Raw genomic sequence first — 26,005 nt, 5'->3', positions numbered from 1 at the left:
TCACTCCCCCGCCAGGGACTGGTCGCGCTTGTTCGCGAGCGTGCTCGACATGCCGAAGATCTCGATGAAGCCCTTCGCCATGCTCTGGTCGAACGTGTCGCCCTCGTCGTACGTCGCGAGGTTGAAGTCGTACAGGCTCGTCGCCGAGCGACGTCCGGTGACCGTGGCCTTGCCGGCGTGCAGCGTCATCCGCACCTCACCGGTCACCGCCTCCTGCGAGGTGTTCACGAAGGCGTCGAGCGTGCGCTTGAGCGGCGAGAACCACAGGCCGTCGTACGCCAGCTCGCCCCAGCGCTGGTCGACCCCGCGCTTGAAGCGGGCCAGCTCGCGCTCGACGGTGACGTTCTCGAGCTCCATGTGCGCGGCGATCAGCGCCATCGCCCCGGGCGCCTCGTAGATCTCGCGGCTCTTGATGCCGACGAGGCGGTCCTCGACCATGTCGATGCGCCCGATCCCCTGCGCGCCCGCGCGCTGGTTGAGCTGCTGGATCGCCTGCAGCATCGTGACGGGCTTGCCGTCGATCGCGACCGGCGCCCCCGCCTCGAACGCGATGACGACCTCGTCGGCCTCACGCGGCTGCGCGGGGTCGGAGGTGTAGGAGTAGAGGTCCTCGATCGGCCCGTTCCAGATGTCCTCGAGGAAGCCGGTCTCGACGGCGCGACCCCAGACGTTCTGGTCGATCGAGTACGGCGACTTCTTCGTGACGTCGATGGGGAGGTTGTGCTCCTCGGCGTACGCGATCGCCTTCTCGCGCGTCCAGGCGTAGTCGCGGACCGGCGCGATGACCTTGAGCTCGGGGGCGAGCGCCTTCGCGCCGACCTCGAAGCGGACCTGGTCGTTGCCCTTGCCTGTGCAGCCGTGCGAGATCGTGGTGGCGCCGTGGTAGGTCGCCGCCTCGACGAGGTGCTTGACGATGAGCGGGCGCGACAGCGCCGACACCAGCGGGTAGCGGTCCTGGTACAGCGCGTTGGCCTTCACCGCCGGCAGGCAGTAGTCCTCGGCGAACTCGTCCTTGGCGTCGACGACGATCGACTCCACCGCCCCGCACTCGAGCGCGCGCTTGCGGACGACGTCCATGTCCTCGCCGCCCTGGCCGACGTCGACGGCCACGGCGATGACCTCCGCCCCGGTCTCCTGGCCGAGCCAGCCGATGGCCACCGAGGTGTCCAGGCCGCCTGAGTACGCGAGTACGACCCGATCGGTCATGATGTCTCCTTGTTCGTGTGCTTGGTCTCCGAGAGCCTCGCGGTCTCGGAGGTGGCGAGGGCCCGGAACTCGTCCGCGACGCCGGGCCCGCCGATGGGGTCCTTGCAGATGACCAGCACGGTGTCGTCCCCCGCGATCGTGCCGAGAAGGGTGCCCAGTGCCGCGTGGTCGATCGCCGAGGCGAAGAACTGCGCCGCACCGGGCGGGGTTCGGAGCACGACCAGGTTGGCCGACCCCTCTGCCGACACCAGCAGCTCGTTGCAGAGCCGCGCGAGCCGCGCCTGTGCGGAGACGGCCTCCACGGCCGGGCGCGGAGTCCGGTCGCCGCCCTCGCTCGGCACTGCGTACACGAGCCCACCTCCAGGATGGCGCACCCGCACGGCGTCGAGCTCGACGAGGTCGCGCGACAGCGTCGACGGTGTGACGTGCAGCCCATCGGCGGCGAGCAGGTCGGCGAGGTCGGTCTGCGACCGCACCACCTCGGTGCCGAGCAGCTCGATGATCCGCCGCTGCCGCGCTGCCTTGGTCCCCGGGATCGTGGTCACGGTGCGTCCTCGTGCCCGGCCTGCCGCAGCAGCCAGACGAGCAACGCCTTCTGGGCGTGGAGGCGGTTCTCGGCCTCGTCCCAGACCACGCTCTGCGGGCCGTCGATCACGTCGGAGGCGATCTCCAGCTCGCGGTAGGCCGGCAGGCAGTGGAGCACGATCGCATCGGTGGCGGCCAGGCCGAGGAGCTCGGTCGTGACGGCGTAGTCGCCGAAGGTGGCGATCCGCTCGGCCTTCTCCTCCTCCTGCCCCATCGAGACCCAGGTGTCGGTCGCGAGGACGTCTGCTCCCCGGGCCGCGTCGGCGGCGTCGGTGAGGAACGCGACCGACCCGCCCGTGGACTCGGCGATCCGGGCCGCGTCGGCCATCACGTCGGCCCGCGGCGCGTACTGCTCGGGCGCGGCGACCCGGACGTGCATGCCCGCGGTCGCGCCGGCGAGGAGGTACGAGTGGGCCATGTTGTTGGCGCCGTCGCCGAGGTAGGTCAGCGTGAGGCCGGCGAGCCGGCCCTTGTGCTCACGGACGGTCTGCAGGTCGGCGAGGAGCTGGCACGGGTGGAAGTCGTCGCTCAGCGCGTTGACGACGGGCACGGTGCTCACCGCGGCCATCTCCTCCAGCCCGGACTGCGCGAACGTCCGCCAGACGATCGCCGAGGCCATCCGCTCGAGGACGCGCGTCGTGTCGGCGACGGTCTCGCCGCGGCCCATCTGGCTCGTCCCGGCATCGAGGACCAGCGGGCTCCCGCCGAGCGCCGCGACGCCCACGGCGAACGACACACGGGTGCGCGTCGACGCCTTGTCGAAGATCACCGCGACGGTCTGCGGGCCCTCCAGCGGACGCTCGGCGTACGGGCTCTTCTTCAGCGCGTCGGCGAGGTCGAGGATCTCCGCCTGCTCGGCGGGCGAGAGGTCGTCGTCACGAAGGAAGTGCCTCATGCGTCGGTCTCCTGTCCGGTCGCGTACGTGTCGAGCACCGCCCGGACGACCGCCACGGCGGCGTCGGCCTGGTCCTCGGTGAGGATCAGCGGCGGGACCAGCCGCAGCCGGTCGGGTGCCGCCGCGTTGATGACCACGCCGCGCGCGAGGACTTCCTGCTGGACCTGCGGTGCCACCGCCTCGGCCAGCCCGACACCGACGAGAAGCCCCGCCCCCGAGGTGTCGGTGACGAACGGGTGGTCGGCCAGACCGGCGCGCAACCGCTCCCCTGTGACGGTCGCGCGCTCGAGCAGGCCCTCGGCCTCGATGGTGTCCAGCACCGCGTGCGCGGCAGCGGCCGCGACGGGGTTGCCTCCGAAGGTGGTGCCGTGGTTGCCCGGCTGCAGCAGGTCGGCCGCCGCGCCGACGGCGAGGCAGGCGCCGATCGGGAGTCCGCCGCCCAGGCCCTTGGCGAGGGTGACGACGTCGGGCACGACACCGGCTGCGGTGTGGGCGAACCACGCGCCCGTCCGGCCGATGCCGGTCTGGATCTCGTCCAGCCACAGCAGCGCGCCGTGCGCTGCAGTGACCTCGCGCGCCGCCACGAGGTAGCCGGGCCCAGGCTCGACCGCACCGGCCTCGCCCTGGATCGGCTCGAGCACGACGGCCGCCACCGTCTCGTCGACGGCGGCCCGCAGCGCGTCGGGGTCCCCGTACGGCACGAACGTGACCTCGCCCGGCAGCGGCTCGAACGGGGCGCGGTACGCCTCCTTGCTCGTCAGCGCGAGGGCGCCCATGGTGCGCCCGTGGAAGCTGCCGGTAGCTGCCACCAAGCGGGTCCGGCCGGTGCGCCGGGTGAGCTTGAGCGCGGCCTCGTTGGCCTCGGTGCCGGAGTTGGCGAAGAAGACCTTGCCCTCCGCCCCGAGCAGCCCGAGCAGGCGCTCGGCGAGCGTGACCTGCTGCTCGGTGGTGAAGAGGTTCGAGACGTGTCCCAGCGTGCCGAGCTGCTCGCTGACGGCCTTGAGCACGGCAGGGTGAGCGTGGCCGAGCGCGTTGACGGCGATGCCGGCCAGCAGGTCCAGGTAGCGGTTGCCGTCGGCGTCCCATACGTAGGCGCCCTCACCGCGTACGAGCACGCGCTGCGGCGTGCCGAACGTGTTCATCAGCGACGCCGAGTAGCGTCCGAGCCACTCCTGCTGCGTCGTCGTCTCGGGCGACGTCGTGCTCATGCCAGCCTCCTCAGGGCCGTCCGGATCTTCGTCTCCGCCTCGGGCAGCACCTGGGTCCCGACGCCCTCGTCGGTGAAGATCTCCAGCAGCACCGCGTGCGGCTCGCGGCCGTCCACGACCGTCGCACGCGGCACGCCACCGCGTACGGCCTTCAGGCAGGCGCCCATCTTCGGGACCATGCCGGAGGCGAGGCTCGGCATCAGCGCGTCCAGCGCGTCGACGCCGATCTCGCCGATGACGTCGTCGCTGTCCGGCCAGTCGCGGTAGAGGCCCTCGACGTCGGTGAGGACGAGCAGCTTCTCGGCGCCCAGCGCGACCGCGAGCGCAGCGGCGGCCGTGTCGGCGTTGACGTTGTGGACCTGGCCGTCGGCGTCGGGGGCGACCGACGAGACGACCGGGACGCGGCCGGCCTCGATGAGGTCCAGCACCGCCTCGGGGCGGACCTCGCTGACCTCGCCCACGAGGCCGAGGTCGACCTCCTCACCGTCGACGACCGCGCGGGTCGGCACCGCGGTGAACAGGCCGGCGTCCTCCCCCGACAGCCCGACCGCCACAGGGCCGTGTGCGTTGAGCAGGCCGACGAGCTCGCGTCCGACCTGGCCGACCAGCACCATCCGGACGACGTCCATCGCCTCCGGCGTCGTGACCCGCAGGCCTCCGCGGAACTCCGAGGCGATGTCGAGCCGGTCGAGCATGGAAGAGATCTGCGGACCGCCGCCGTGGACGACGACCGGCCGGAAGCCGGCGTACCGGAGGAACATGATGTCCTCGGCGAACGCCTTCTTGAGCTCGTCGTCGACCATGGCGTTGCCGCCGTACTTCACGACGATGACCTTGCCGTGGTACTTCATCAGCCACGGCAGGGCGTCGGCGAGGATCGCGGCCTTCTCCGTCTTGCGCTTCCAGTGCGCCGGGACGTCGACTGCGGTGGAGGTGTCGGGGTCGGTGCGGGTGTCGGTCATGAGCTGTACGCCGAGTTCTCGTGGACGTAGGCCTGCGTGAGGTCGTTCGTCCAGATCGTCGCGGAGGCGTCCCCCGCCTTGAGGTCGATGGTCACCGTGACCGCGCGCGGCTCGAGGTCGACGAGGTCACGAGGCTCCCCGGGGCCCGACTGCTTGCAGACCCACACGCCGTTGATCGCGACGTCGAGGTCCGCGGGGTCGAACGCCGCCTGGGTGGTGCCCACCGAGGCGAGGATGCGTCCCCAGTTGGGGTCGCGGCCGTAGATCGCGGTCTTGAAGAGCGCGCTGCGCGACACCGCACGGCCGACCTCGAGCGCGTCGGCCTCCTCGGCGGCGCCGCGCACCTCGATCGCGATGTCGTGGTCGGCACCCTCGGCGTCGGAGAGCAGCTGCAGCGCCAGGTCGCGGCACAGCTCCTCGAGCTGCCCCGCGAACTCCTCGACGTCGGGCTCGACGCCAGACGCCCCGCTGGCCATGAGCAGGACGGTGTCGTTGGTCGACTGGCAGCCGTCGGAGTCGAGCCGGTCGAAGCTGCGCGAGGTCGCGCGCCGCAGGACCTCGTCGCACTGCTCCGGCGTCAGCAGCGCGTCGGTCGTGAGGACGACGATCATCGTCGCGAGCGACGGCGCGAGCATGCCGGCGCCCTTGGCCATCGCCCCGATCACGTACCCGGCGCCCTCCACGACGCCCTGCTTGGGTCGGGAGTCGGTGGTCATGATCGCCCGCGCCGCGTCCGGTCCCCCGTCGGCGTCCAGGCCGGAGACCGCCGCGCGGACTCCGGCGAGGAGGGTCTCACGGTCGTTGAGGAGCCCGATCAGCCCGGTCGAGGCCACCTGGACCTCGATCGGCGCCAGGCCGAGCAGCTCGGCAGCGAGCTCGGCGGTGTGGTGCGTCGTCGCGAACCCTTCAGGACCCGTGTAGCAGTTCGCACCGCCGGAGTTGACGACCACCGCGCGCGCCTTGCCGGTCTGGATCGCCTGCTCGCTCCACAGCACGGGGTTCGCCTTGCAACGGTTCGAGGTGAAGACGGCGGCGGCGCTGTCAACCGGCCCGTCGTTGACGACGACGGCGACGTCGGGGTCACCGCTCGACTTGAGGCCCGCGGGCACGCCTGCTGCCCGGAAGCCCTGGGGTGCGGTCACGCTCACGGGGCAACTCCGATCGTGCTCAGTCCGGTGGTCTCGGGAAGTCCGAGGGCGAGGTTCATCGACTGGACGGCGCCGCCCGCCGTGCCCTTGGCGAGGTTGTCCATGGCGCCGATCGCGACGAGCCGCTCCGCCCGCTCGTCCACGGTCGCCTGCAGGTGGACCATGGTCGCGCCGAGCACCGACTGCGTCTGCGGCCACCGGCCCTCGGGCAGGACGTGCACGAACGGCTCGTCCGCGTACGCTTTCTCGTACGAGGCGCGGACGTCGGCGACCGTGACGCCTTCGGTGACGGGGGCCGACACGACCGCGAGGATGCCCCGGGCCATCGGAGCCAGGACGGGCGTGAACGACACGCGCGGCGCGTCGGCCCCGCAGGCGCGCAGATTCTGCTCGATCTCCGGGGTGTGACGGTGCACGCCGCCCACGCCGTACGCGCTGGCCTGGCCCATCACCTCCGACGCGAGGAACGACGGCTTGAGGCTCTTGCCCGCACCCGACGTACCGGTCGGGGCGACGACGTTGACGTCGGCCCCGACGAGACCGTCGCGGACCGCCGGCATGATCGTCAGGGTGGAGACCGTGGGGAAGCACCCTGGGACGGCGACGCGCTTGCTGCCCGCCAGCCGCTCACGCTGACCGGGGAGCTCCGGCAGCCCGTACGGCCAGGTGCCGGCGTGCTCTCCCCCGTAGAACGCCGTCCAGTCGTCGGCGCTGCTGAGCCGGAAGTCCGCTCCGCAGTCGATGACGAGGACGTCCGGGCCGAGCGAGGCGGCGACCTCGGCCGACGCCCCGTGCGGGAGCGCCAGGAAGACCACGTCGTGACCGGCGAGGTGCTCGGCGTCGGTCGGCTCGAGGACGCGCTCGGCCAGCGGCGTGAGGTGCGGGTGGTGCTCCCCCAACGTGCTCCCGGCGCTCGACGCGGCCGTGAGCGCCCCGAGACCGACGTCGGGGTGCGCCAGCAGCGTCCGCAGGAGCTCCCCGCCGACGTAGCCGCTCGCACCGGCGATGGCGACCGAGATCGATGTCATGTGCACAGTCTTGCAGACACCTGCAAGACCTTGCAAAGGGGGTTCCCCCGAGACGAAAGCAACCTGACCGAATCTGGCGCGCCAGTCGGTCAGGTTGCTTTCACCACGCGGACGGGGAGGGGTCAGGTGCGCTGGACGGCGCCCGTGAGGGCCGCGGCGCGGGCGACGGCGGCCTCGCGGACCTCGGCCGTCTCGGCCTCGGTCAGCGTGCGGTCGCTTGCCCGCATCCGCAGCGCGAACGCCAGCGACTTGTGTCCTTCGGGCACCTGCTCGCCGGTGTAGACGTCGAACAGGCGCACCGACTCGACGAGCTCACCGCCGCCCTCCACGAGCGCCGCGGCCACGTCGGCGCTGGCGACGTCGGACGCGACGACGAGCGCGACGTCCTCCTTGGCGACGGGGTAGGCCGAGAACGAGGGACGCGGCCCGAGCACGGGCGCTGCGGCGATCACGGCATCGAGGTCGATCTCGGCCGCGACCGTACGGGCGGGGACGCCGTACGTCCGACAGACTCGAGGATGCAGCTCGCCGGCGTAGCCGACCACCACTCCCCCGATGGAGAGCACCGCCGTACGGCCGGGGTGCCAGGGTGCCGGGATCTCGCCGGCGGCCACGTGGATCGGGACGTGGACGGCCTTGCCGACGCGGCGTACGGCCTCGATGGCGTCGCCCCACTGGACGCGGCGCCCCTCACCCCACCAGCCGGCGCGCTCGCGACGTCCGGTCGCCACCAGCACCAGGTGCTGCGGCTGCTCGGGCAGCGCGGCGTCGAACGCGGCGTACTCCTCGTTGCTGGGCGCGCTGTCGACGCCGTAGATCGGCGCCTCGGTCACCTCGGGCTTGGGCAGGAACACCCGACCGGTCTCGAAGAGTGCGACGTCGTCGTGGCCGCGCCCGACGTTGAGCGCGAGCGCCTTCATCGCCCCGGTCATGAGGGTCGTGGTGAGCCCGGGCTCCTCTGCGGACAGCGGGTTCTCGAGGAGCACCTGGTCGCGACGCGGGTCGCTGTCGTCCAGCCCGAGCTTGTCGAAGTCGGCGGGCCCGGCGAACGGGAAGGTCTTGACCTCCACATAGCCCGCGCCGGCCATCACCTGCCCGATGCGACGGCGCAGCCGCTGCTCCGGGGTGAGACCACGCCCCACGGGCGCATGCGGCAGCAGCGAGGGCACCTTGTCGTACCCGACGTAGCGCAGCACCTCCTCGACCATGTCGTACGGGTCGGTGAGGTCGGGACGCCACGTCGGCGGCGTCACGACGAGCGTGCCGCCGTCGTGCTCGACGCCGCAGCCGTTCGCAGTCAGGGCGACGACCGCCGTGGCGGGCGCGATGTCGACACCGGAGATGCGCGCCGGCAGGTCGTCGGCGAGCGTGACCTGCGGCTGGGCGGGCGGTCCGCCCACCACCGTGGCGCCGGGCGCGATCTCGCCGCCGCCGAGGGCGACGAGAAGGTCGGCGACGCGCTGGGCCGCGTACGGCGGGAGCGCCGTGTCGACGCCGCGCTCGAAGCGCCGCGACGCCTCGCTCGAGAGCTTCTGGATCCGCGCCGTCCGCGCGATCGTCGGCGCGTCGAAGTGCGCGGCCTCGATGACGATGTCGGTGGTGTTCGGACCGAGCTCGGTCGTCTGGCCACCCATCACGCCGGCCAGGCCGATCGGCCCGGACTCGTCGGTGATGAGGAGGTCCTCGGGCGTGACGTCCCGGACGACGTCGTCGAGGGTCGTGATCTTCTCGCCAGGACGCCCTCGGCGCACGGTGATCGGGCCGCGCAGCGCGTTGCGGTCGTACCCGTGGATCGGCTGGCCCAGCTCGAGCATCACGTAGTTCGTGACGTCGACGGCCAGCGAGATCGGGCGCATCCCCATGAGCTCGAGACGGCGCGACATCCAGCGCGGCGTGGGAGCCGTGGGGTCGAAGCCGGTGACGGTCCGGGTGACGAAGACCGGGCACGCCACGGGATCCTCGACGACGACCGGGTAGTCCCCGGAGCCGTCGGAGGTCAGGGTGAGGTCGGCCGGGTCGCGGTAGGCGACGTCGTAGCCGATGGCCGCGTCGCGGGCCACGCCGCGCAGCGACAGTGCGTACGCACGGTCGGGGTTGACCTCGAGGTCCAGGACGTCGTCGCGCAGGCCGAGCAGCGCGATCGCGTCGTCCCCGACCTCGGCCGAGCCCGCGGGGAGCACGATGATGCCGTCCCGGTCGCCAGCGGTCCCGAGCTCGGCGCCCGAACAGATCATGCCGTCGGAGACGTGCCCGTACGTCTTGCGCGAGCTGATCGGGAAGGGACCGGGCAGGACCGAGCCGGGCAGCGCGACGACGACGAGGTCGCCGGGCCCGAAGTTGTGGGCGCCGCAGACGATGCCGCGCGGCTCGTTGCCCTCGGCGTTGTGAGCGGGCCCCACGTCCACCGAGCACCAGTTGATGGTCTTGCCGTTCTTCTGCGGCTCCGGCTCGGCCGACAGCACGCGGCCGACGACGATCGGGCCGCTGAGCTCGGCACCGACGGTGTCGATCTCCTCGAGCTTGAGGTCGAGCATGGTGAGACGGTCCGCCAGCTCGGCGGTGGTCAGGTCGGCGGGCAGGTCGACGTAGTCGCGCAGCCACGACACGGGGACGCGCATCAGATCTCCACTCCGAACGGCTCGGTGAAACGGATGTCACCGTCGAACAGGTCACGCAGGTCGGCGATGTCGTACCGGCCGGTGATCGTACGGTCGAGCCCGATGCCGAAGGCGAAGCCCGAGTAGCGCTCGGGGTCGACGCCGTTGGCGACGAGGACGCGCGGGTTCACCACACCGCAGCCGCCCCACTCGACCCATCCCTCGCCGCGGCAGGTGCGGCACTCCGCGACCTTCGCGGGATCGTTGTGGCAGACGTAGCAGAGCAGGTCCATCTCAGCGCTCGGCTCGGTGAAGGGGAAGTACGACGGGCGGAAGCGCGTCGTCATGCCCTCGCCGTAGATCGCCTGCGCGAAGTGGTCGAGCGTGCCCTTGAGGTGGGCCATCGACAGGCCCTCGTCGATCGCGAGGCCCTCCACCTGGTGGAAGACCGGCGAGTGGGTGGCGTCGAGCTCGTCGGTACGGAAGACGCGGCCGGGAGCGATCACGTAGATCGGCGGCTTGCGGGTGAGCATCGTGCGCGCCTGCACCGGGGAGGTGTGGGTGCGCAGCACCATCGCGGCCTTCTCGGGAGCGACCCAGAAGGTGTCCTGCATCGTGCGCGCCGGGTGGTCCGGACCCAGGTTGAGCGCGTCGAAGTTGAGCCACTCGGCCTCGGCCTCGGGACCCTCGGCGACCTCCCAGCCCATCGCCACGAAGATGTCGGCGACCCGCTCCTGGATGGTCGTCAGGGGGTGCCGGGCGCCGACGGGCTCACGGTCGGTCGGCAGCGTCACGTCGACGGTCTCGTCGGCGAGCATGCGGGCCTCGGCCTCGACCTCGAGCACCGCGGTGCGCTCGGCGATCGCCTCGGCGACGGCCTTGCGGGCCTGGCCGACACGCATGCCGGCGTCCTTGCGCGCCTGCGGCGGGAGCGCGCCGATCTCGCGGTTGGCCAGGGCCAGCGGCGAGCGGTCGCCCGCGTGCTCGATCCTCACCTGCTTGAGCGACTCGAGGGAGTCTGCGGCGCCGATCGCGGCCAGTGCCGCATCGCGCATCGCCTCGACCTCTTCGGCGTGCAGCGGCGAGACCTCGACCGGGTCGTAGTCGCTGTTGGGTCCGGACATGGTCACCTTTCTTCGGGCGCGGCCGCAACGCCGAGCACAGTCCAGTCTAGGGAGGTTGTCGAACGGGTTACGGGCGCGGTATCTCGCGCAGCACCTCGGGGAGGTTCTCCGGAAACCACACCCCGACGCAGGCGCCGCCACGGTCGCCGTCGCACACCTCGATCTCGCCGCCGTGCGCGTCCACGACGCCCTTGACGACGTACAGGCCGAGGCCGGTCCCGCCCCTGTCCCCGGAGCGCCAGAACCTGGTGAAGACGCGCGTGCGGATCTCCTCGGGGATACCCGGGCCGAAGTCGAACACCTCGAGCGCGACCCCGTCGGGGAAGCGCGTCGGGCGCCGCAGCACGATCTCGCGCACCCCCATGCCGTGCCGCTGGGCGTTCTCGACCAGGTTGGTGACGACCTGCGCGTACCGGTCGGCGTCGACCCAGACCCGGGGCAGGTCCTCTTCGGCGGTGACGTCGAGAGAGAGCCCGCTGCCGGCGGAGATGTTCTCGAGGACCCGCTGCGTCGCCTCGACGAGGTCGAGCGGCTGCGGGCGCAGCGTGAGCCGGCCGGAGTCGATGCGCGCGGCGTCGAGGAGGTCGGTGATGAGCCGCGACAGCCGGTCGGCGTCGGAGTCGACCGTCTCGAGCATGAGCTGGCGCTGCTCGTCGGAGAAGCGGTCCCAGTTGTTGAGCAGGGTCGCGGTGAACCCCTTGACGCCGGTGAGCGGGGAGCGCAGCTCGTGCGCGACGGTCGCCACCAGGTCGGACCGGACGCGGTCGCGGTGGGCGCGCGCCTTGGCCGTCCGCAGCGACACGACAAGCTGCTTGACCGGCTCGAGCGGCGCCTCGCGCACCAGGGTCGCCGTCACCAGCAGCTCGACACCGTCAGGGGTGTGCCAGCTGCCCTCGGACAGCCGCGTACGAGTCGCCAGCCCGTCGTACGGGCGCAGGCACGCGAACCACGAGTTGCCCGCGAGGTCGTCGAGCGGGAGGGCGGTCGCGACGTGCGAGCCGATCAGCTCGTCGGGCCGACGGCGCAGGATCCGCGACGCGGCGCGGTTCACCCGGGTGACGAGCCCTTCGGCATCGGCGATGACGATCCCGTCGGGCAGGAGGTCCACGTCGATCACGTCGGACTCCTCAGGCTCGCCGGTCGTGGGTCACGCGGGCGGAGGCGTACAAGCACACGGCCGCGGCGGTCGCGAGGTTGAGGCTCTCGGCCCGCCCGTAGATCGGGACGGCCACGACCGTGTCGGCGAGGGCCCGGGTCTCGGCGGGCAGCCCCCAGGCCTCGTTGCCGAAGAGCCAGGCGGTCGGGCCGTCGAGCAGACCGGTGCGCTCGGCCTCCGGCAGGTCGAGGTCGGCCTCGCCGTCGGCGGCGAGGACGCGCAGCCCGCCCTCGCGGAGCGCGCCGAGGGCGGCGGCGGTGTCGCGCGCGACCACCACGTCGAGGTGGAAGAGGCTGCCGACGCTCGCGCGGACGGCCTTGGGGTTGTACGGGTCGACGGAGTCGCCGACCAGGACCACGGCGTCGGCGCCCGCGGCGTCCGCGCACCGGATCACCGTCCCGGCGTTGCCGGGGTCGCGGACGTCGGCGCACACCGCGACCAGCTGTGGCCGGCGTGCCAGCGCCGCCTCCAGCGGCACGTCCAGGTAGTCGCACACGGCGACGACGCCCTGTGGGGAGACGGTCTCGCTGATCGCGGCGACGACCTCGTCGTCCACGACGTGCCAGCGGGCGCCGCCCGCCTCGGCGAGGTCGCGATAGCGCGCCGTCACCGCCTCCGTGGCGTAGACGTCATGGACCGAGCCGGTGCCCTCACCGGCCGCGCGAAGAGCCTCGCGTACCGCTTGGGGCCCCTCGGCGAGGAAGGCCCGTTCCTTCTCCCGGAAACGCCGCGTGGCGAGCCTCCGGGCAGCCCGCACCCGCCCCGTACGGGGGGTGAGGACGTGCTCGGGACTCGCCACGTGCGTGGTGCGAAGCGCGGAGACGCGGCCCGTCAGGCCGCGGCGTCCGACTTCGGCTTGTTGACGTCGTCCGGCAGGCTCGCCTTGGCGGTCTCGACCAGCGCAGCGAACGCGGTCGGGTCGGTGATCGCGAGGTCGGCGAGGATCTTGCGGTCGACCTCGACACCGGCCAGACGCAGGCCCTGGATGAAGCGGTTGTACGTCAGGTCGTGCTGACGCACCGCCGCGTTGATGCGGGTGATCCAGAGACGACGGAAGTCGCCCTTCTTCGCCCGGCGGTCACGGTAGCTGTAGACCAGCGAGTGGGTGACCTGCTCCTTGGCCTTGCGGTAGAGACGCGAGCGCTGTCCGCGGTAGCCGGATGCGCGCTCCAGCGTCTCGCGACGCTTCTTCGCTGCGTTGACGGAACGCTTCACGCGTGCCATGGGTTACTCCTCGTTCGGTGTGTCTCGGGTGCGGCGTACGGCGTGGGGATGAGGGCTCAGAGCCCGAGCATCCGCTTCACGCGGGGGACGTCAGCCTTGGCGATCGGCTGGTCGCCGCTCTCGAGGCGCGTACGCGCGGTGTTCTGCTTCTGCATCATGTGCGTACGACGACGGCCGTGCTTGTGCACGAGCTTGCCGGTGCCGGTCACCTTGACGCGCTTCTTCATGCCCGAGTTGCGCTTCATCTTCGGCATCTCATGCCTCCATGTCTGGGTCGATGTTCTCCGAGCGCTTGCGCGGCTTCTTGGCCGCGACCTGCTCGACTGCATCGCGCTGGGCCTTCTCGTAGGCGGCGTCGGCGTCGCGCTCGGCTGCCCGCTCGGCAGCCTTGCGGTCCTTGGCCTCCTTGGCCTCCACGCGTGCTTCTGACTTCTTCTTGTGCGGGGCCACGACCATCGTCATGTTGCGGCCGTCCTGGCGGGGCGCCGCCTCGATGAAGCCGAGCTCCTCGATGTCGCCCGCGAGACGCTGGAGGAGGCGGAAGCCGAGCTCAGGGCGGCTCTGCTCACGACCACGGAACATGATCGTGATCTTGACCTTGTCGCCCTGCCGGAGGAACCGCTCGACGTGACCCTTCTTGGTGTCGTAGTCGTGCTGGTCGATCTTCGGACGCAGCTTCATCTCTTTGATGATCGTGTTCGTCTGGTTGCGTCGGGACTCACGGGCCTTCTGCGCAGCCTCGTACTTGAACTTGCCGTAGTCCATGAGGCGGCAGACAGGCGGACGGGCCGTCGGAGCGACCTCGACCAGGTCGAGATCGGACTCTTGAGCGAGCCGCAGCGCATCCTCGAGTCGGACGATGCCGACCTGCTCGCCGTTGGGACCGACGAGCCGGACCTCGTTGGCGCGGATGCGGTCGTTGACGCGAAGCTCTGTGGTGATGGGTCCTCCTGGGTTCGTACCGGTGCGTCGTCGCGCGACGACCACCTGGAAACGAGTCTCGTCAAACAAGAATGGCCTTCGCTTCGAAGCGAAGGCCACCAGGATCCCGTGCCGTACGACACTTGCTCCCCACGGGACGACCCCTGAGGGGCGCCTCGCGGCGAGTGACCCGACGATCCAGGACCGCCCAGGTGGGAGTGGACTCCACTTCGACGGTCAACCGTAGCAGACGACCGCACCGGACCGAAATCGCCTGGCAACGTTCCCGATGCGGCGCCTTAACGCGCGGTCGCGAGGCTGGTCCCATGCTCTTCCGCGTCCGCACCACGATCAAGGACAGGCCCGGCGTCCTCGCCAGCCTGGCCCGCTCGTGCGGGGAGGGCGGCATCAACATCTTGAGCCTGCAGGTCTTTCCGTCGCACGACGGGGTCACCGACGAGCTCGTCGTGAGCGTCGCCGGAGGATGGACCGAGGTCGCCGTCCGCGACCTGGTCGCCGAGGCGGGCGGCGAGCACGTGGCCGTGACCCGGTGCACCGCCCGCTCGCTGCGCGACGCCCCCACCGGCTACCTCCAGGCGGCTGCCCGCGTCGTGCGCGGGACGACCTCGATCGCCGAGGAGCTCGTGGGGCTGCTCGAGACCGATCCCCCGGACGTCGCCGACTACGCCGGTCACGACACGATCGTGCTCGACGACCACACGGTCGCCCGCGCGGTGGCGTTCACGCCGGTGGAGCGCGCCCGCGCCCACGCTCTCCACGAGCTCGTGACCGCGGTCGTCTCCCCGCAGCCCGCGCGCACCCGGCTTCCCCTCCCCGACCGCGCCCCAGCCTCGCGTCAGGGCCGCGGTACGGTCCGCGCTCCGGCGGTGACCCCGCAGATCCGCGCCACCACGGCCGACGACACCAGCGCAGTCGCCGACATGCACACGCGGTGCGGCGAGGAGACGCTCTACCGCCGCTACCACGCCCCGATGACCGGGGTGATCCACCGCCGGATGGCGCGTCGGCTCGTCGCCCCGGTCGGCGGGAGCGCCCTGGTCGCGGAGGTCGGCGCGAGGCTCGTCGGTCACGCGATGGTCGTCCCCACCGACGAGGAGACGCCCGGGACGTGGGAGCTCGGCGTGATCGTCGAGGACGCCTGGCAGCGCAAGGGCATCGGGACCGCCCTCGTACGGAGGGGGGCGCGCCTCGCCCGCGCGTGCGGCGCCGAGGAGGTCGTCCTCGTCACCCAGCCCGGCAACGACGCGCTCCTCAAGACGGTGGGACGCGCGGGATTCCTCGCCCGCATCACGCGTGTCGACGCGACGGTCCGGGTCACGGTCGACGTGACGCTTTGTTAGGCTGCCCGGCGTCTCGACCCGTCCGGGACCGAACCGAGGAGCAGCGTTGAGCATCTCCGTACGAGCGGCGGCGGCGTGCTGCGCGGCAGCCGCCCTCGTGTCCGCCTGCGGCAGCGATCCGATCGACACCGTAGAGGTCGAGGAGCGGATCAAGACCGGCTACGAGCGGCAGGTCGAGGGCTCGTCCGTCGAGTCCGTGACGTGTCCGGACAACCTCAAGCGCGAGCCGGGGGTGACCGCGACGTGCCGGCTCACCCTGTCCACCGGGGTCTCCGGGACGGTCGACATCGCCGTCCGCGAGGACGAGAAGATCGAGTGGAAGGTGACGCGGGCGCTCCGCGAACCCGCCGACGACTGACCCGCGAGCGATCGCTCGACTACGCCGGGCTCGTCCAGGCCCAGCTGGCGCCGACCGCGACGAGCTCGTCCCCCGCGGCGAGGTGCTGGAGGTCCTCGGTCTCGACCACCGCGCGTACCGGTCCGGCGAGGTCGAGCAGCAGGGCGGTCGCCCCCTCACCGAGCGCGGCGCTCGCCGCCTCGCGCGCCCAGACCGGGACGGGCCGCGCGTCGGGACGCCACCGCTGCAGGGTCTCCAGCGAGCTGAACGCCAGGAGCCCCTGGCGACCGTCGGCACCGGTCATCATGACGGTCGCCATGTCCGCCTCCTTGTCGGAGCCGACCGCGGTCTCACCGCGTACGGCCACGACGGGGACGAGGACGCGTGCGCGGCCGAGGGCGACCAGGACGGGCGCCAGCGCTCCGTCTGCGTCGTAGGCGCTCAGCGCGGCTGACAGCTGCGGATCGACCGAGCCGTCGTCGCCCGGGAACGCGGGTTCTGCGAGGGATGCCACTGCTCCACGCTAACCCGCGGGTGCGCAGTCTCTCGCGGGAGGTCTCGGAGTCTCTCGCGGGAGGTCTCGGAGTCTCTCGCCACGGGTGGGCTGGGGGTGGGAATGAGGCAGACTGGGGGGATGAGCACCGACGCCATCACGCTGCTTCCCTGGGCCGCGGTCCTGTCCGCCCTCGCCGGCTTCTTCGCGTGGCGGGCCTGGAGGGCCGGGGACCGCGCGGCGGCCGTGCGCCGGACCGGCTGGGCGCTGGTGCCGTGGGCGCTCTGGCTGGCCGGCGGGTTGCGGCTGGTCGTACGGATCGGCTCGGCGATCGCGGACTGGGCCGCCGGGTTCGTCTTCCGCCCGAGCGTGTGGCTCGGCCTCGGCGTCGCGGTCGTGGCCGTCGTCCTGATCGTCGTCGGGTCGCGCATGCGCGACCGGGCCGCGCCCCGCGCTGCCGAGCCCTCCGCCCGCAAGCCCGCGGTCGGCAGCCGCGGCGCGAAGCCGGCCAAGGACGACGACCTCGCTGAGATCGAGGACATCCTGCGCCGTCACGGGATCGAGTAGACCCCCGGGTCAGGCCTCGTCGTCACCCTTCGGTCGCCGGGGGCCGCCCGCCTCGAGGATGCGCTCGCGGAGGTACCAGACCGCGTCGCGTGCCTTCGGCCCGTCCGACGACGGGATGCCCAGCATCATGATGCGCCGGTCGTCGCGCGTGGCCACCGACGGCCACGGCGCTCCCTGGGCGTACGCGACATCGAGGATCTCGGTCCACGCGAGATGGTGCGTCCGGAAGCCGTTGCGGACGTGCAGGCCGTCGTCGTCGGCGACCACTCGGCTGCGTCCGATGCCCCAGAAGACGGCGTCGGCGAACAGCAGGAAGAGGACGAGCGTGCCGGTCTGGAGCCCGGTGAACCCGGCGCGCACCTCCGGCGGCAGCGTCAGCGCGATCGCGAAGAACAGCACCCACAGGCACACGCCGGCGACGATGCCGACGATCTTCGGCCCGACGGGGCGGAAGACGCGACGGCCGCCTGTGGGCGCCGGTCTCTCGTCGCCGCTCACAGCCGGCACGCCAGGATGTCGGTGACCAGGGTGCCGCGGGCACCGAGCGCCCAGAGCTCGTCCATGACCTTCTGGGCGGCGTCGCGCGGCACCATCGACCGGACCGCGACCCACCCTTCGCGATGAAGGGGCGACACCGTCGGCGACTCGATCCCCGGGGTGAGCGCGACGGCGGCCTCCACCTGCTCGACGCGGATGTCGTAGTCCATCATCACGTAGCTGCGCGCGACCAGGACCCCACGCAGCCTGCGCTCGAAGACGTCGAGTCCCGCGGGCGCCGGTCGTGCCTCGGGGACGATGACGACGGCCTCCGAGGAGAGGATCGGCTCTCCCACGACCTCCAGGCCCGCCTGCCGCAGCGTGGACCCGGTCTCGACGACGTCGGCGATCACGTCGGCGACACCGAGGCGGACCGACGACTCGACCGCACCGTCGAGGCGGACGACCTTCGCGTCGATCCCGCGCTCGGCCAGCCAGGAACGGACCACACCGGGGTACGAGGTGGCGACCGTGCGCCCGGCGATCTCGGCGACATCGCCGAGGGCGCCGACCGGGGCGGCGAAGTGGAAGCTCGAGGCGCCGAAGCCCAGCGACATCAGCTCGTCGGCAGCGGCCCGCGAGTCGAGCAGCAGGTCGCGACCGGTGATCCCGACGTCGAGGGTGCCCTCCCCCACGTAGATCGCGATGTCGCGCGGGCGGAGGTAGAAGAACTCGACGTCGTTGTCGGCGTCGACGGTGACGAGGTCACGGCTGCTGCGGCGCTGGCGGTATCCGGCCTCGGCGAGCAGCTGCGCAGCGGACTCCGCGAGAGAGCCCTTGTTGGGTACGGCGACTTTCAGCATGACGGTCTTCCCGGTCGGTCTGGGTACGCGCCGGGCTCGGCGGCCCGGTCGTCGGCTGGAGGCGGAGGCACGGGCAGGCGGGACGGAAGGCGTACGCCTGACCGTCACAGATGCGCGTACACGTCGTCCAGCGTCAGTCCCTTGGCCAGCATCATCACCTGCACGTGGTAGAGCAGCTGGCTGAGCTCCTCGGCCGCCCGCTCGGCGGACTCGTGCTCGGCGGCCATCCACGACTCGGCGGCCTCCTCGACCAGCTTCTTGCCGATCGTGTGCACGCCGCCGTCGAGCTCGGCGACCGTGCGCGAGCCCTCGGGACGGTCGGCCGCCTTGGAGCTGAGCTCGGCGAAGAGCGAATCGAAGGTCTTCATCGCGACCTAGCGTACCGAGGCCAGCACGCGCGCCGTCGCGACGGCTGCCTGCGCCGCCTCCCGGCCCTTGTCCTCGCGGCTGTCGGGAAGCCCCGCCCGGTCGAGCGCCTGCGCCTCGTCGTCGCACGTCAGGAGGCCGAACCCGACTGGGACGCCGGTCTCGAGCGCGACGCGCGACAGCCCGTCGGTCGCGGCGTGGCAGACGTACTCGAAGTGCGGGGTGCCGCCGCGGATCACGACGCCGAGCGCCACCACGGCGTCGTACCCCGCGCGTGCGTACGCCGCGACGACCGGCGGCAGCTCGAACGAGCCGGGCACACGTACGAGGGTGGGCTCGGATGCTCCCATCTCGGCGAGTGCCTCGGTCGCACCGGCGACGAGCCCGTCCATGACGACGGTGTGCCAGGACGACGCGACGATCGCGACCCGCAGGCCGCTCGCGTCGGTGCCCGCCAGGTCGGGGGATCCGGCTCCGCTCATCGTGTGCTCTCCTTCTCGTTCTCGATCGCGACCAGGTCGGGGAGGTGGTGGCCCATCCGCTCCGCCTTGGTCTGCAGGTACCGCAGGTTGTCGTCGGTCGGCGCGATCGCCAACGGGACGCGTTCGGTGACGGCGATGCCGTACTGCTCCATCGCGGCGACCTTGTCGGGGTTGTTCGTCAGCATCCGGACCGACGTCACCCCGAGGTCGCGCAGGATCTGGGCGCCGTCGGCGTAGTGGCGTGCGTCGATCGGCAGCCCGAGGGCGAGGTTCGCGTCGACGGTGTCCTGCCCGCCGTCCTGCAGCGCGTACGCCTGCAGCTTGGCGAGCAGCCCGATCCCGCGCCCCTCGTGGCCGCGGAGGTAGACGATCACTCCGGAGCCGTGCTCGGTGACGGCGGCCATCGACGCCTGGAGCTGCGGGCCGCAGTCGCAGCGCTGGGACCCCAGGACGTCGCCGGTCAGGCACTCGGAGTGCACGCGGACCAGGACGTCCGAGCCGTCACCCAGGTCGCCGAGCACCAGCGCGACCTGCTCGTTGCCGTCGACCACGTTGCGGTAGCCGTACGCGGTGAACGTGCCGAACTCCGTCGGCAGCCTGGTCTCGACCTCGCGCGCCATCTGGGTCTCGTGGCGGCGCCGGTACGTGATGAGGTCCTCGATCGAGATCATCGCGAGGCCGTGCTCGTCGGCGAACTCGCGCAGCCGAGGCGCGCGCATCAGGCTGCCGTCGTCGTTGATCAGCTCGCCGATCACACCCGCGGGCGTGAGCCCGGCCAGCCGGGTCAGGTCGACCGCCGCCTCGGTGTGCCCCGGACGGGCGAGGACACCGCCCGGCTTGGCCCGCAGCGGCAGGATGTGGCCAGGCTGGACCAGCTCGAACGGCTCGGTCGCCGAGTCGGCGAGCACGCGCACCGTCCTCGCGCGGTCGGCGGCGGAGATCCCGGTGGTCACGCCGTCGCGGGCGTCGACCGAGATCGTGTACGCCGTCTTGAGGCGGTCACGGTTGTGCGGCGTCATCAGGGCGATGCCGAGCCTGTCGAGGATCTCCCCTGTCACCGGCGCGCAGACGTAGCCGCTGGAGTAGCGGACCATCAGGCCCATCAGCTCCGGCGTCGCCTTGCTCGCGGCGAAGATGAGGTCGCCCTCGTTCTCACGGCCCGGGTCGTCGACGACGACGACCGCCTTGCCGGCACGGATGTCCTCGATCGCGCGCTCGACCGGGTCGAGCCTGATCGCGTCGAGCTCTGCGTACGCCTCTGTCGTCGTGTTCACACGCCCACCGCCTTCGCTCGAGGTTCGTCGACCCGTGGAGCCTCGTCACGCGCGGCGCGCAGCCACACCACGAGTCCCCAGACGACGAAGCCCGCGTAGACCGCGTAGAGCACCGCCGACGGGTAGTACTGGAAGTAGAGGAGCTCGGGGATGCCGACGAGGTCGACGGCGATCCACACGAGCCAGAAGTCGACCCACCCTCGCGCCATCGCGAACGTCGCGAGGATCGAGCCGACGAAGATCCATGCGTCGGCCACGTAGTACCAGCCCGGGGCCGGCCAACCGGCCCCGATCTGCGTGAACAGCCAGGCGCAGAAGACGACGCCGATCGCGGCGCCGGCCAGGAGGACCATCCGCTCGCGGCCGGTCGCCCACCGGGGGACGATCGCAGGCGCGTCCGCGCCCGTACGGGCTTGGCGCCACCGGTACCAGCCGTAGACGGCGACCGCCACGAAGAACACCTGGCGCGCGGCCTGCCCGAACAGCGGCGCCCCGTGCCCGCCGAGCGCGGTGCCCAGGAAGACCGTGAAGAGCAGGACGTTGCCCACGATGCCGACCGGCCACGCCCACACGCGGCGCCGCATCCCCCCGACCGCCGAGGCGAGCCCGAAGAGGTTGCCGACGATCTCGCGCCACGCGATCGGGTGCCCGCCGATCGTGAGGTGCGCGTCGTAGAGCGAGGTCAGGAGGCTCATCGGCGCACCATCTTCTCGACGTACTTCGCCAGCACGTCCACCTCCAGGTTGACGGCGTCGCCGGGCTGCTTGGTCCCCAGCGTCGTCGCGGCCAGCGTGGTCGGGATCAGCGAGACGGTGAACGTCTCGTCGCCGACGTCCACGACGGTCAGCGACGTCCCGTCGACCGTGATCGAGCCCTTCGGGACGAGGTAGCGCCCGAGCTCGGCGGGGAAGCCGATCTCGACGACCTCCCAGTTCTCGCTCGCTGTCCGCGACGCGATCGTGCCGGTCCCGTCCACGTGCCCCTGGACGATGTGCCCGCCGAATCGCCCGTCGGCGGGCATGGCGCGCTCGAGGTTGACCGGGTCGCCGACCGCCAGCGCACCGAGCGAGGTCTTGTCCAGCGACTCCCGCATCACGTCGACGGTGAACGTCTGCGCGTCGTGCTCGGTCACGGTGAGGCAGCAGCCGTTGACGGCGATCGAGTCGCCGTGCGAGGCGTCGGAGACCACCAGCGGACCGCGCACGGTCAGGCGGATCGCGTCGTCCTGCTCCTCGATCGCGGCGACCTCGCCGAGCTCCTCGACGATTCCGGTGAACATCAGAGGACGTCCTTTCGTGGATGGGCGGTGAGGCGGAGGTCGGGGCCGATCCGCGTCACGTCGGTGAGGTCGAGCCGGACGGCGTCGGCGAGGGTGCCGATGCCGGAGCCGCTGAGGGCCGCCGTGCCGGCGCCCAGCAGGGTCGGGGCCACGTACGCGACGACCTCGTCGACGCGGCCGGCGCCGAGGAAGGCGCCCGCCAGGCGCGGCCCTCCCTCGAGCCAGACGTGGCGGACCTCGCGCTGGGCCAACGTGGCAAGAGCGGCGTCCACGTCACGCGTCGGCAGGTGGAGGAACGGCGCGTCGGCGTCGCGGACGCGCGCGTCGGCCGGGATCGTGCGCTCCCCCATCACGGCCCTCAACGGCTGCCGCGCGTACGGGAGCGGGGCGTCCTCGTCGTCGCGCAGCGTCAGCCGCGGGTCGTCCGCGACGACGGTGCCGGTCCCGACGAGGATCGCGTCGCAGCGTGCCCGGAGGCGCTGCACGTCGAGTCGGGCGTCGGGGCCGGTGATCCACTGGCTGGTCCCGTCGGCGGCGGCGCTGCGGCCGTCGAGCGTGGCGGCGAGCTTCCACGTCACGTACGGGCGGCCGGTGCGGACGGCGTGCGTCCACGCGACGTTGAGCGCCTCGGCCTCGGCGGCCAGCATCCCGTTCACGACGTCGACACCGGCGGCACGCAGACGGTCGGCGCCCCCGGCCGCGACAGGGTTCGGGTCGTCCTGCGCGTAGACGACGCGCGCCACGCCGGCGGCGACCAGCGCCTCCGAGCACGGACCGGTCCGACCGGTGTGGTTGCACGGCTCGAGCGTGACGACCGCAGTCGCGCCGCGGGCGCGCTCACCGGCCCGGGTCAGGGCGTCGACCTCCGCGTGCGGGGTCCCGGCGCCGCGGTGGGCGCCGACGGCGATCTCGGAGCCGTCCGGGGCGAGGAGGACGCAGCCGACGCGCGGGTTGGGCAGCGCGTTCTCGGTCGCCTCGCGGGCGGCGTCGAGAGCGCGGCGCATCGCCGCCTGCTCGTGGTGATCGGCCACCGTCTGCCCTCTCGTCGTTCACGACGCGGGCTCCGGGGCAACGAGAAGACACCTCGTCCCGCCCGGACCCGTACGGGCCCGACGACACGAGGGGCTGCGTGATCCTCCCATCCGGACTTTCACCGTCGGTCCTGGAGTTCCACCAGGTCAACCAGTCACCCGAGGGCTTCTGGGTCGCGGACTGTCACCGCCGGCTCGGAATTGCACCGACCCCGGAGCACGCAATGCTCTCCGTAGGAGTCTACGAGCAAGGCTCCCGCCCGCACAGCCCTTTCGTGCACGGTGTGACGGAAGCCACGAGGGTGGGTCAGGCGTGACGGTGGGTCGCGCTCGCGGCCTGCTCGCGGAGCTGGTCGACCATCGCGGCGGGGTCGTCCGCCCCGAAGACCGCGGACCCGGCGACGAAGGTGTCGGCGCCAGCCTCGGCGCACCGCTCGATCGTGGCGGCGGAGACGCCCCCGTCCACCTGGAGCCAGATGTCGCCGCCGTGCTTGTCGATCAACGCCCGCGTCCGCCGGATCTTCGGGAGCATGATGTCGAGGAACGCCTGCCCGCCGAACCCGGGCTCGACCGTCATCAGCAGCACCATGTCGAGCTCGGGGAGAAGGTCCTCGTACGGCTCGATGGCCGTCGCGGGCTTGAGCGCCATCGACGCCCGCGCGCCGAGCGTCCGCAGCTCGCGGGCGAGCCGTACGGGTGCGGCTGCCGCCTCGACGTGGAACGTGACGCTGCGTGCCCCCGCCTCCGCGTACGACGGTGCCCAGCGGTCCGGGTCCTCGATCATGAGGTGCGCGTCGATCGGCGTGTCGGTGACCTTGCCGATGGCCTCGAGGACCGGAAGGCCGAGCGTGAGGTTCGGGACGAAGTGGTTGTCCATGACGTCGACGTGGAGCCAGTCGGCGTTGTCGATGCGGCCCACCTCGCGCTCGAGGTTGGCGAAGTCGGCGGACAGGATGCTCGGGGAGATGCGCAGGCCCATGCCGCCAGGCTAGTCGGCTCCCCCGCCCACCCGTTCAGGTGCTCCGCTCGCGAGAGACTCCCCGCCCTGCCGCGAGAGGCTCACGACTCACGGGCGGGCGCGGGGCGACTCGCGGTCAGGTGCGGCGCAGGGTGGCGACGAACATCGCGTCCGTGCCGTGCAGGTGCGGCCACAGCTGCACGTATGGGGCGGAGCGCTCGAGGTGCGGGACGCCCGGCAGCGCGGTCGTCGCGTCGAGCACCTCCACGTCGTCGCGGCCCGCGACCACCGCCTCGACCACGCCACGGGTCTCGGCCAGGTGCGGCGAGCAGGTCGCGTACGTGACCACTCCCCCGGCACGCGTCAGGTCGAGGGCGTGCTCGAGCAGCTCGCGCTGCAGGGCCACCAAGCCGTCGACGTCGCCGGGCTGCCGACGCCACCGCGCCTCCGGGCGGCGCCGCAGGGCTCCCAGCCCGGTGCACGGCGCGTCGACCAGGACCCGGTCGTACGCCTCGCCGGTCTCCAGCGTGCGCCCGTCGTGGACGCAGACCTCGGTGTTGTCCAGCAGCCGCACGGACGAGCGGACGAGCTCGGCACGGTGCGGCGCGACCTCGTTCGCGAGCAGCCTCGCCCCCCGCTCCGCGCCGAGGGCACCGAGCAGCGCCGCCTTGCCACCGGGACCGGCGCACAGGTCGAGCCAACGCGCGTCCGGCCCGTCCACGGGCACCGCGGCCGCGGCGATCGCGACGAGCTGCGAGCCCTCGTCCTGGACACCGACCCGTCCCGCACGCACGGCGGGCACCGCGCCGGGGTCGCCACCGTCGAGGCGGAACGCGTACGGGGACCACTGCCCGGGCTCCCCCGCCAGCCCGTCGAGGTCGTCCGGTGCGGCCAGGCCGGGGCGCGCGACGAGCGTGACCTGCGGCGCGGCGTTGTCGGCCTCGAGCAGCGCGCCGAGCTCGCCGGCCTCGGCGTCGTCTCCCAGCGCGTCCCTCATCGCCTCCACGACCCAGCGCGGGTGCGCGTGCACCAGCGCCAGGTGCCCCACGGGATCGACCGACGCGCCCGGAGCGAGCACCTGCAGCCACGCGTCGAGGTCACGTCCGTCCACCTTGCGCAGGACGGCGTTGACGAACGACGCCGGGCGGTGCCCGATCACGGCGCGCGTCAGGTCGACGCTCGTCGAGACCGCGGCGTGGCTCGGGACGCGCATCGCGAGGAGCTGGTGGGCACCGAGCCGCAGCACGTCGCGGACCGCAGCGTCGATGCCCTTGGGCGCGAGGCTGTCGAGGATGGCGTCGTACGTGCGCGAGCGCCGGATCGTGCCGTGCGTGAGCTCGGTGGTGAAGGCAGCGTCTCGACCCGTGATGCCGTTCTCGCGCAGCAGCCCGGGCAGGAGCAGGTTGACGTAGGCGTCCTGCTCCTCGACCGCCCGCAGCACCTCCCACGCCACGCGGCGCGTCACGTCGACGCGCTGGCGCGTCTGGGGTCGGTTGCGTCGCTCAGCCAAGGCGCGTCCCTGCCTCAGGACGGACGCCGCGGGCCCAGTCGGCGGCGGCCATCGGCTTCTTGCCGTGCGCCTGCACCTCACCGAGGAGCACGTCTGAGGTGCCCGTCCCGACCCGCACCTCGGACTTGGTGACCGCGAGCTCACCCGGCGCGAGCGCCGCGTCCGCCGGGCCGCCGTCGAGGACGGTGACGGGGCCCACCTTGAGGCGCTCTCCCTCGTACGTCGTCCATGCGCCGGGGGCCGGAGTGCAGCCGCGGATCCGTCGGTCGACGGCGAACGCCGGTGCCTGCCAGTCGATCTGCGCGTCCTCGGTGGTGAGCTTCGGCGCGTACGACAGGCCCTCTTCGGGCTGCGGACGCGCGTCGATGTCACCGAGCGCGAGATGGTCGACCACGTCAACCAGCAGTCCGGAGCCGACGTCGGCGAGCCGTGCCAGGAGCGTGCCGGCGGTGTCCTCGGGGCGGATCCGCTCGGTGAGCAGCCCGTACACGGGACCGGCGTCGAGCTCGGGCACCAGCGAGAAGACCGACGCGCCGGTGACCTCGTCGCCGGCGATGAGGGCGTGCTGGACGGGTGCGGCGCCACGCCACGCGGGGAGCACCGAGAAGTGGAGGTTGATCCATCCGAGTCGCGGGATCGCCAGGACATCGGCGGGGACGAGCCCGCCATACGCGACGACCGGGGCGCAGTCCGGAGCGATCTCCTTCAGGCGTGCGACGAAGTCCGGGTCGCTCGGCCTCGGCGGGCGCAGGACCTCGATGCCGAGCTCGAGCGCCCTCTCGGCGACCGGGGACGGGCGGAGGGTACGGCCACGCCCGGCGCGAGCGTCCGGACGGGTCACGACCGCCACGACCTCGTGGTCGCTGGCGACGAGCGCGTCGAGGGAGGGCAGGGCGACCTCGGGGGTTCCGGCGAAGACGAGTCTCACGCACCCAGCCTAGGGGCCGCTCCAC

Annotated in this window: 29 protein-coding genes and 1 riboswitch; of the genes, 3 read left to right on the top strand and 26 right to left on the bottom strand. The window is 72.3% G+C overall.

The genetic code is table 11. The annotated features are described in order from the left end of the window. The 14 genes from NYZ95_RS19655 to infC all read right to left on the bottom strand — a co-directional run bounded on the left by NYZ95_RS19655 (position 1) and on the right by infC (position 14,144). Positions 1-1,206: an argininosuccinate synthase gene (locus NYZ95_RS19655; RefSeq protein WP_262853035.1), complete on the bottom strand. Its 1,206-nt coding sequence runs from the start codon at positions 1,204-1,206 to the stop codon at positions 1-3. Further along, a complete protein-coding gene (locus tag NYZ95_RS19650; protein ID WP_262853034.1) occupies positions 1,203-1,751 on the bottom strand; it encodes an arginine repressor in 549 nt (182 codons plus the stop codon). Before NYZ95_RS19650 ends, NYZ95_RS19655 begins: the two co-directional genes overlap by 4 nt. Beyond that, a complete protein-coding gene (argF, locus tag NYZ95_RS19645; protein ID WP_262853033.1) occupies positions 1,748-2,686 on the bottom strand; it encodes an ornithine carbamoyltransferase in 939 nt (312 codons plus the stop codon). The genes NYZ95_RS19650 and argF overlap by 4 nt, the downstream gene beginning before the upstream one ends. Continuing rightward, positions 2,683-3,894 carry an acetylornithine transaminase gene (locus tag NYZ95_RS19640; RefSeq protein WP_262853032.1) on the bottom strand — a complete coding sequence of 404 codons (1,212 nt, stop codon included), beginning with the start codon at positions 3,892-3,894 and terminating at the stop codon, positions 2,683-2,685. Before NYZ95_RS19640 ends, argF begins: the two co-directional genes overlap by 4 nt. Beyond that, on the bottom strand, positions 3,891-4,745 hold the full coding sequence (argB, locus tag NYZ95_RS19635) for an acetylglutamate kinase (protein WP_262853051.1): 855 nt from the start codon (positions 4,743-4,745) through the stop codon (positions 3,891-3,893). The genes NYZ95_RS19640 and argB overlap by 4 nt, the downstream gene beginning before the upstream one ends. A gap of 107 nt (positions 4,746-4,852) precedes the next feature. Further along, on the bottom strand, positions 4,853-6,004 hold the full coding sequence (gene argJ / locus NYZ95_RS19630) for a bifunctional glutamate N-acetyltransferase/amino-acid acetyltransferase ArgJ (protein ID WP_262853031.1): 1,152 nt from the start codon (positions 6,002-6,004) through the stop codon (positions 4,853-4,855). Continuing rightward, on the bottom strand, positions 6,001-7,032 hold the full coding sequence (gene argC, locus NYZ95_RS19625) for an N-acetyl-gamma-glutamyl-phosphate reductase (protein ID WP_262853030.1): 1,032 nt from the start codon (positions 7,030-7,032) through the stop codon (positions 6,001-6,003). Before argC ends, argJ begins: the two co-directional genes overlap by 4 nt. Positions 7,033-7,154: 122 nt before the next feature. Continuing rightward, entirely contained in the window at positions 7,155-9,650 is a 2,496-nt protein-coding gene (gene pheT, locus NYZ95_RS19620) for a phenylalanine--tRNA ligase subunit beta (RefSeq protein ID WP_262853029.1), read from the bottom strand. Next, positions 9,650-10,753: a phenylalanine--tRNA ligase subunit alpha gene (gene pheS, locus NYZ95_RS19615; protein WP_262853028.1), complete on the bottom strand. Its 1,104-nt coding sequence runs from the start codon at positions 10,751-10,753 to the stop codon at positions 9,650-9,652. Before pheS ends, pheT begins: the two co-directional genes overlap by 1 nt. A 67-nt stretch (positions 10,754-10,820) precedes the next feature. Beyond that, a complete protein-coding gene (locus tag NYZ95_RS19610) occupies positions 10,821-11,870 on the bottom strand; it encodes a sensor histidine kinase (RefSeq protein WP_262853027.1) in 1,050 nt (349 codons plus the stop codon). 10 nt (positions 11,871-11,880) lie between these two features. Next, positions 11,881-12,708: a TrmH family RNA methyltransferase gene (locus NYZ95_RS19605; protein ID WP_262853026.1), complete on the bottom strand. Its 828-nt coding sequence runs from the start codon at positions 12,706-12,708 to the stop codon at positions 11,881-11,883. 32 nt (positions 12,709-12,740) lie between these two features. Beyond that, entirely contained in the window at positions 12,741-13,133 is a 393-nt protein-coding gene (rplT, locus tag NYZ95_RS19600; protein WP_262853025.1) for a 50S ribosomal protein L20, read from the bottom strand. Between the two features lie 56 nt (positions 13,134-13,189). Beyond that, complete coding sequence (locus tag NYZ95_RS19595) at positions 13,190-13,387, bottom strand: large ribosomal subunit protein bL35 (protein ID WP_167009107.1); 198 nt, start codon at positions 13,385-13,387, stop codon at positions 13,190-13,192. 1 nt (position 13,388) lies between these two features. Further along, complete coding sequence (infC, locus tag NYZ95_RS19590; RefSeq protein ID WP_279307998.1) at positions 13,389-14,144, bottom strand: translation initiation factor IF-3; 756 nt, start codon at positions 14,142-14,144, stop codon at positions 13,389-13,391. A gap of 236 nt (positions 14,145-14,380) precedes the next feature. On the opposite strand from infC, the gene NYZ95_RS19585 reads away from it, so the two are divergent. Beyond that, on the top strand, positions 14,381-15,415 hold the full coding sequence (locus tag NYZ95_RS19585; protein ID WP_262853024.1) for a GNAT family N-acetyltransferase: 1,035 nt from the start codon (positions 14,381-14,383) through the stop codon (positions 15,413-15,415). A 46-nt stretch (positions 15,416-15,461) separates the two neighbouring features. Then, the gene (locus tag NYZ95_RS19580; protein ID WP_262853023.1) at positions 15,462-15,773 is read left to right on the top strand and encodes a DUF4333 domain-containing protein; all 312 of its coding nucleotides are present in this window, start codon (positions 15,462-15,464) and stop codon (positions 15,771-15,773) included. Positions 15,774-15,792: 19 nt separating this feature from the next. Here the strand turns inward: NYZ95_RS19580 and NYZ95_RS19575 are convergent, their stop codons facing one another. Beyond that, the gene (locus NYZ95_RS19575) at positions 15,793-16,266 is read right to left on the bottom strand and encodes an SseB family protein (RefSeq protein WP_262853022.1); all 474 of its coding nucleotides are present in this window, start codon (positions 16,264-16,266) and stop codon (positions 15,793-15,795) included. 120 nt (positions 16,267-16,386) lie between these two features. On the opposite strand from NYZ95_RS19575, the gene NYZ95_RS19570 reads away from it, so the two are divergent. Continuing rightward, positions 16,387-16,812 (top strand): hypothetical protein, encoded by a 426-nt coding sequence (locus NYZ95_RS19570; RefSeq protein ID WP_262853021.1) that lies wholly within the window; start codon positions 16,387-16,389, stop codon positions 16,810-16,812. A gap of 9 nt (positions 16,813-16,821) precedes the next feature. On the opposite strand, the gene NYZ95_RS20520 is transcribed toward NYZ95_RS19570, so the two are convergent. The 11 genes from NYZ95_RS20520 to fmt all read right to left on the bottom strand — a co-directional run bounded on the left by NYZ95_RS20520 (position 16,822) and on the right by fmt (position 25,980). Beyond that, positions 16,822-17,310, bottom strand: a complete 489-nt coding sequence (locus tag NYZ95_RS20520) for a PH domain-containing protein (RefSeq protein ID WP_262853020.1) — start codon at positions 17,308-17,310, stop codon at positions 16,822-16,824. Next, positions 17,307-18,152 carry an ATP phosphoribosyltransferase gene (hisG, locus tag NYZ95_RS19560; RefSeq protein ID WP_262853019.1) on the bottom strand — a complete coding sequence of 282 codons (846 nt, stop codon included), beginning with the start codon at positions 18,150-18,152 and terminating at the stop codon, positions 17,307-17,309. The genes NYZ95_RS20520 and hisG overlap by 4 nt, the downstream gene beginning before the upstream one ends. A gap of 104 nt (positions 18,153-18,256) precedes the next feature. Then, the gene (locus NYZ95_RS19555; protein ID WP_262853018.1) at positions 18,257-18,520 is read right to left on the bottom strand and encodes a phosphoribosyl-ATP diphosphatase; all 264 of its coding nucleotides are present in this window, start codon (positions 18,518-18,520) and stop codon (positions 18,257-18,259) included. A 6-nt stretch (positions 18,521-18,526) separates the two neighbouring features. Then, on the bottom strand, positions 18,527-19,000 hold the full coding sequence (gene ribH / locus NYZ95_RS19550; protein ID WP_262853017.1) for a 6,7-dimethyl-8-ribityllumazine synthase: 474 nt from the start codon (positions 18,998-19,000) through the stop codon (positions 18,527-18,529). Continuing rightward, positions 18,997-20,274, bottom strand: coding sequence for a bifunctional 3,4-dihydroxy-2-butanone-4-phosphate synthase/GTP cyclohydrolase II (locus NYZ95_RS19545; protein WP_262853016.1), 1,278 nt, complete (start codon positions 20,272-20,274; stop codon positions 18,997-18,999). The genes ribH and NYZ95_RS19545 overlap by 4 nt, the downstream gene beginning before the upstream one ends. Then, positions 20,271-20,969, bottom strand: a complete 699-nt coding sequence (gene pnuC, locus NYZ95_RS19540) for a nicotinamide riboside transporter PnuC (protein ID WP_262853015.1) — start codon at positions 20,967-20,969, stop codon at positions 20,271-20,273. The genes NYZ95_RS19545 and pnuC overlap by 4 nt, the downstream gene beginning before the upstream one ends. Next, entirely contained in the window at positions 20,966-21,553 is a 588-nt protein-coding gene (locus tag NYZ95_RS19535; RefSeq protein WP_262853014.1) for a riboflavin synthase, read from the bottom strand. The genes pnuC and NYZ95_RS19535 overlap by 4 nt, the downstream gene beginning before the upstream one ends. After that, positions 21,553-22,557 (bottom strand): bifunctional diaminohydroxyphosphoribosylaminopyrimidine deaminase/5-amino-6-(5-phosphoribosylamino)uracil reductase RibD, encoded by a 1,005-nt coding sequence (gene ribD / locus NYZ95_RS19530; protein WP_262853049.1) that lies wholly within the window; start codon positions 22,555-22,557, stop codon positions 21,553-21,555. Before ribD ends, NYZ95_RS19535 begins: the two co-directional genes overlap by 1 nt. A gap of 122 nt (positions 22,558-22,679) precedes the next feature. Then, a riboswitch (FMN riboswitch) is annotated at positions 22,680-22,808 on the bottom strand. An 83-nt stretch (positions 22,809-22,891) separates the two neighbouring features. After that, positions 22,892-23,563: a ribulose-phosphate 3-epimerase gene (rpe, locus tag NYZ95_RS19525; protein ID WP_262853013.1), complete on the bottom strand. Its 672-nt coding sequence runs from the start codon at positions 23,561-23,563 to the stop codon at positions 22,892-22,894. Between the two features lie 115 nt (positions 23,564-23,678). Continuing rightward, complete coding sequence (locus NYZ95_RS19520) at positions 23,679-25,052, bottom strand: RsmB/NOP family class I SAM-dependent RNA methyltransferase (RefSeq protein WP_262853012.1); 1,374 nt, start codon at positions 25,050-25,052, stop codon at positions 23,679-23,681. Then, positions 25,045-25,980, bottom strand: coding sequence for a methionyl-tRNA formyltransferase (fmt, locus tag NYZ95_RS19515; protein ID WP_262853011.1), 936 nt, complete (start codon positions 25,978-25,980; stop codon positions 25,045-25,047). Before fmt ends, NYZ95_RS19520 begins: the two co-directional genes overlap by 8 nt. Positions 25,981-26,005 lie beyond the last annotated feature (25 nt).

The sequence above is a fragment of the Mumia quercus genome, from assembly GCF_025506335.1.
GTDB classification, from domain to species: domain Bacteria; phylum Actinomycetota; class Actinomycetes; order Propionibacteriales; family Nocardioidaceae; genus Mumia; species Mumia quercus.
The sequence above is the reverse complement of the archived record's forward strand: the minus strand, read 5'-3'. Positions and strand labels throughout refer to the sequence as shown.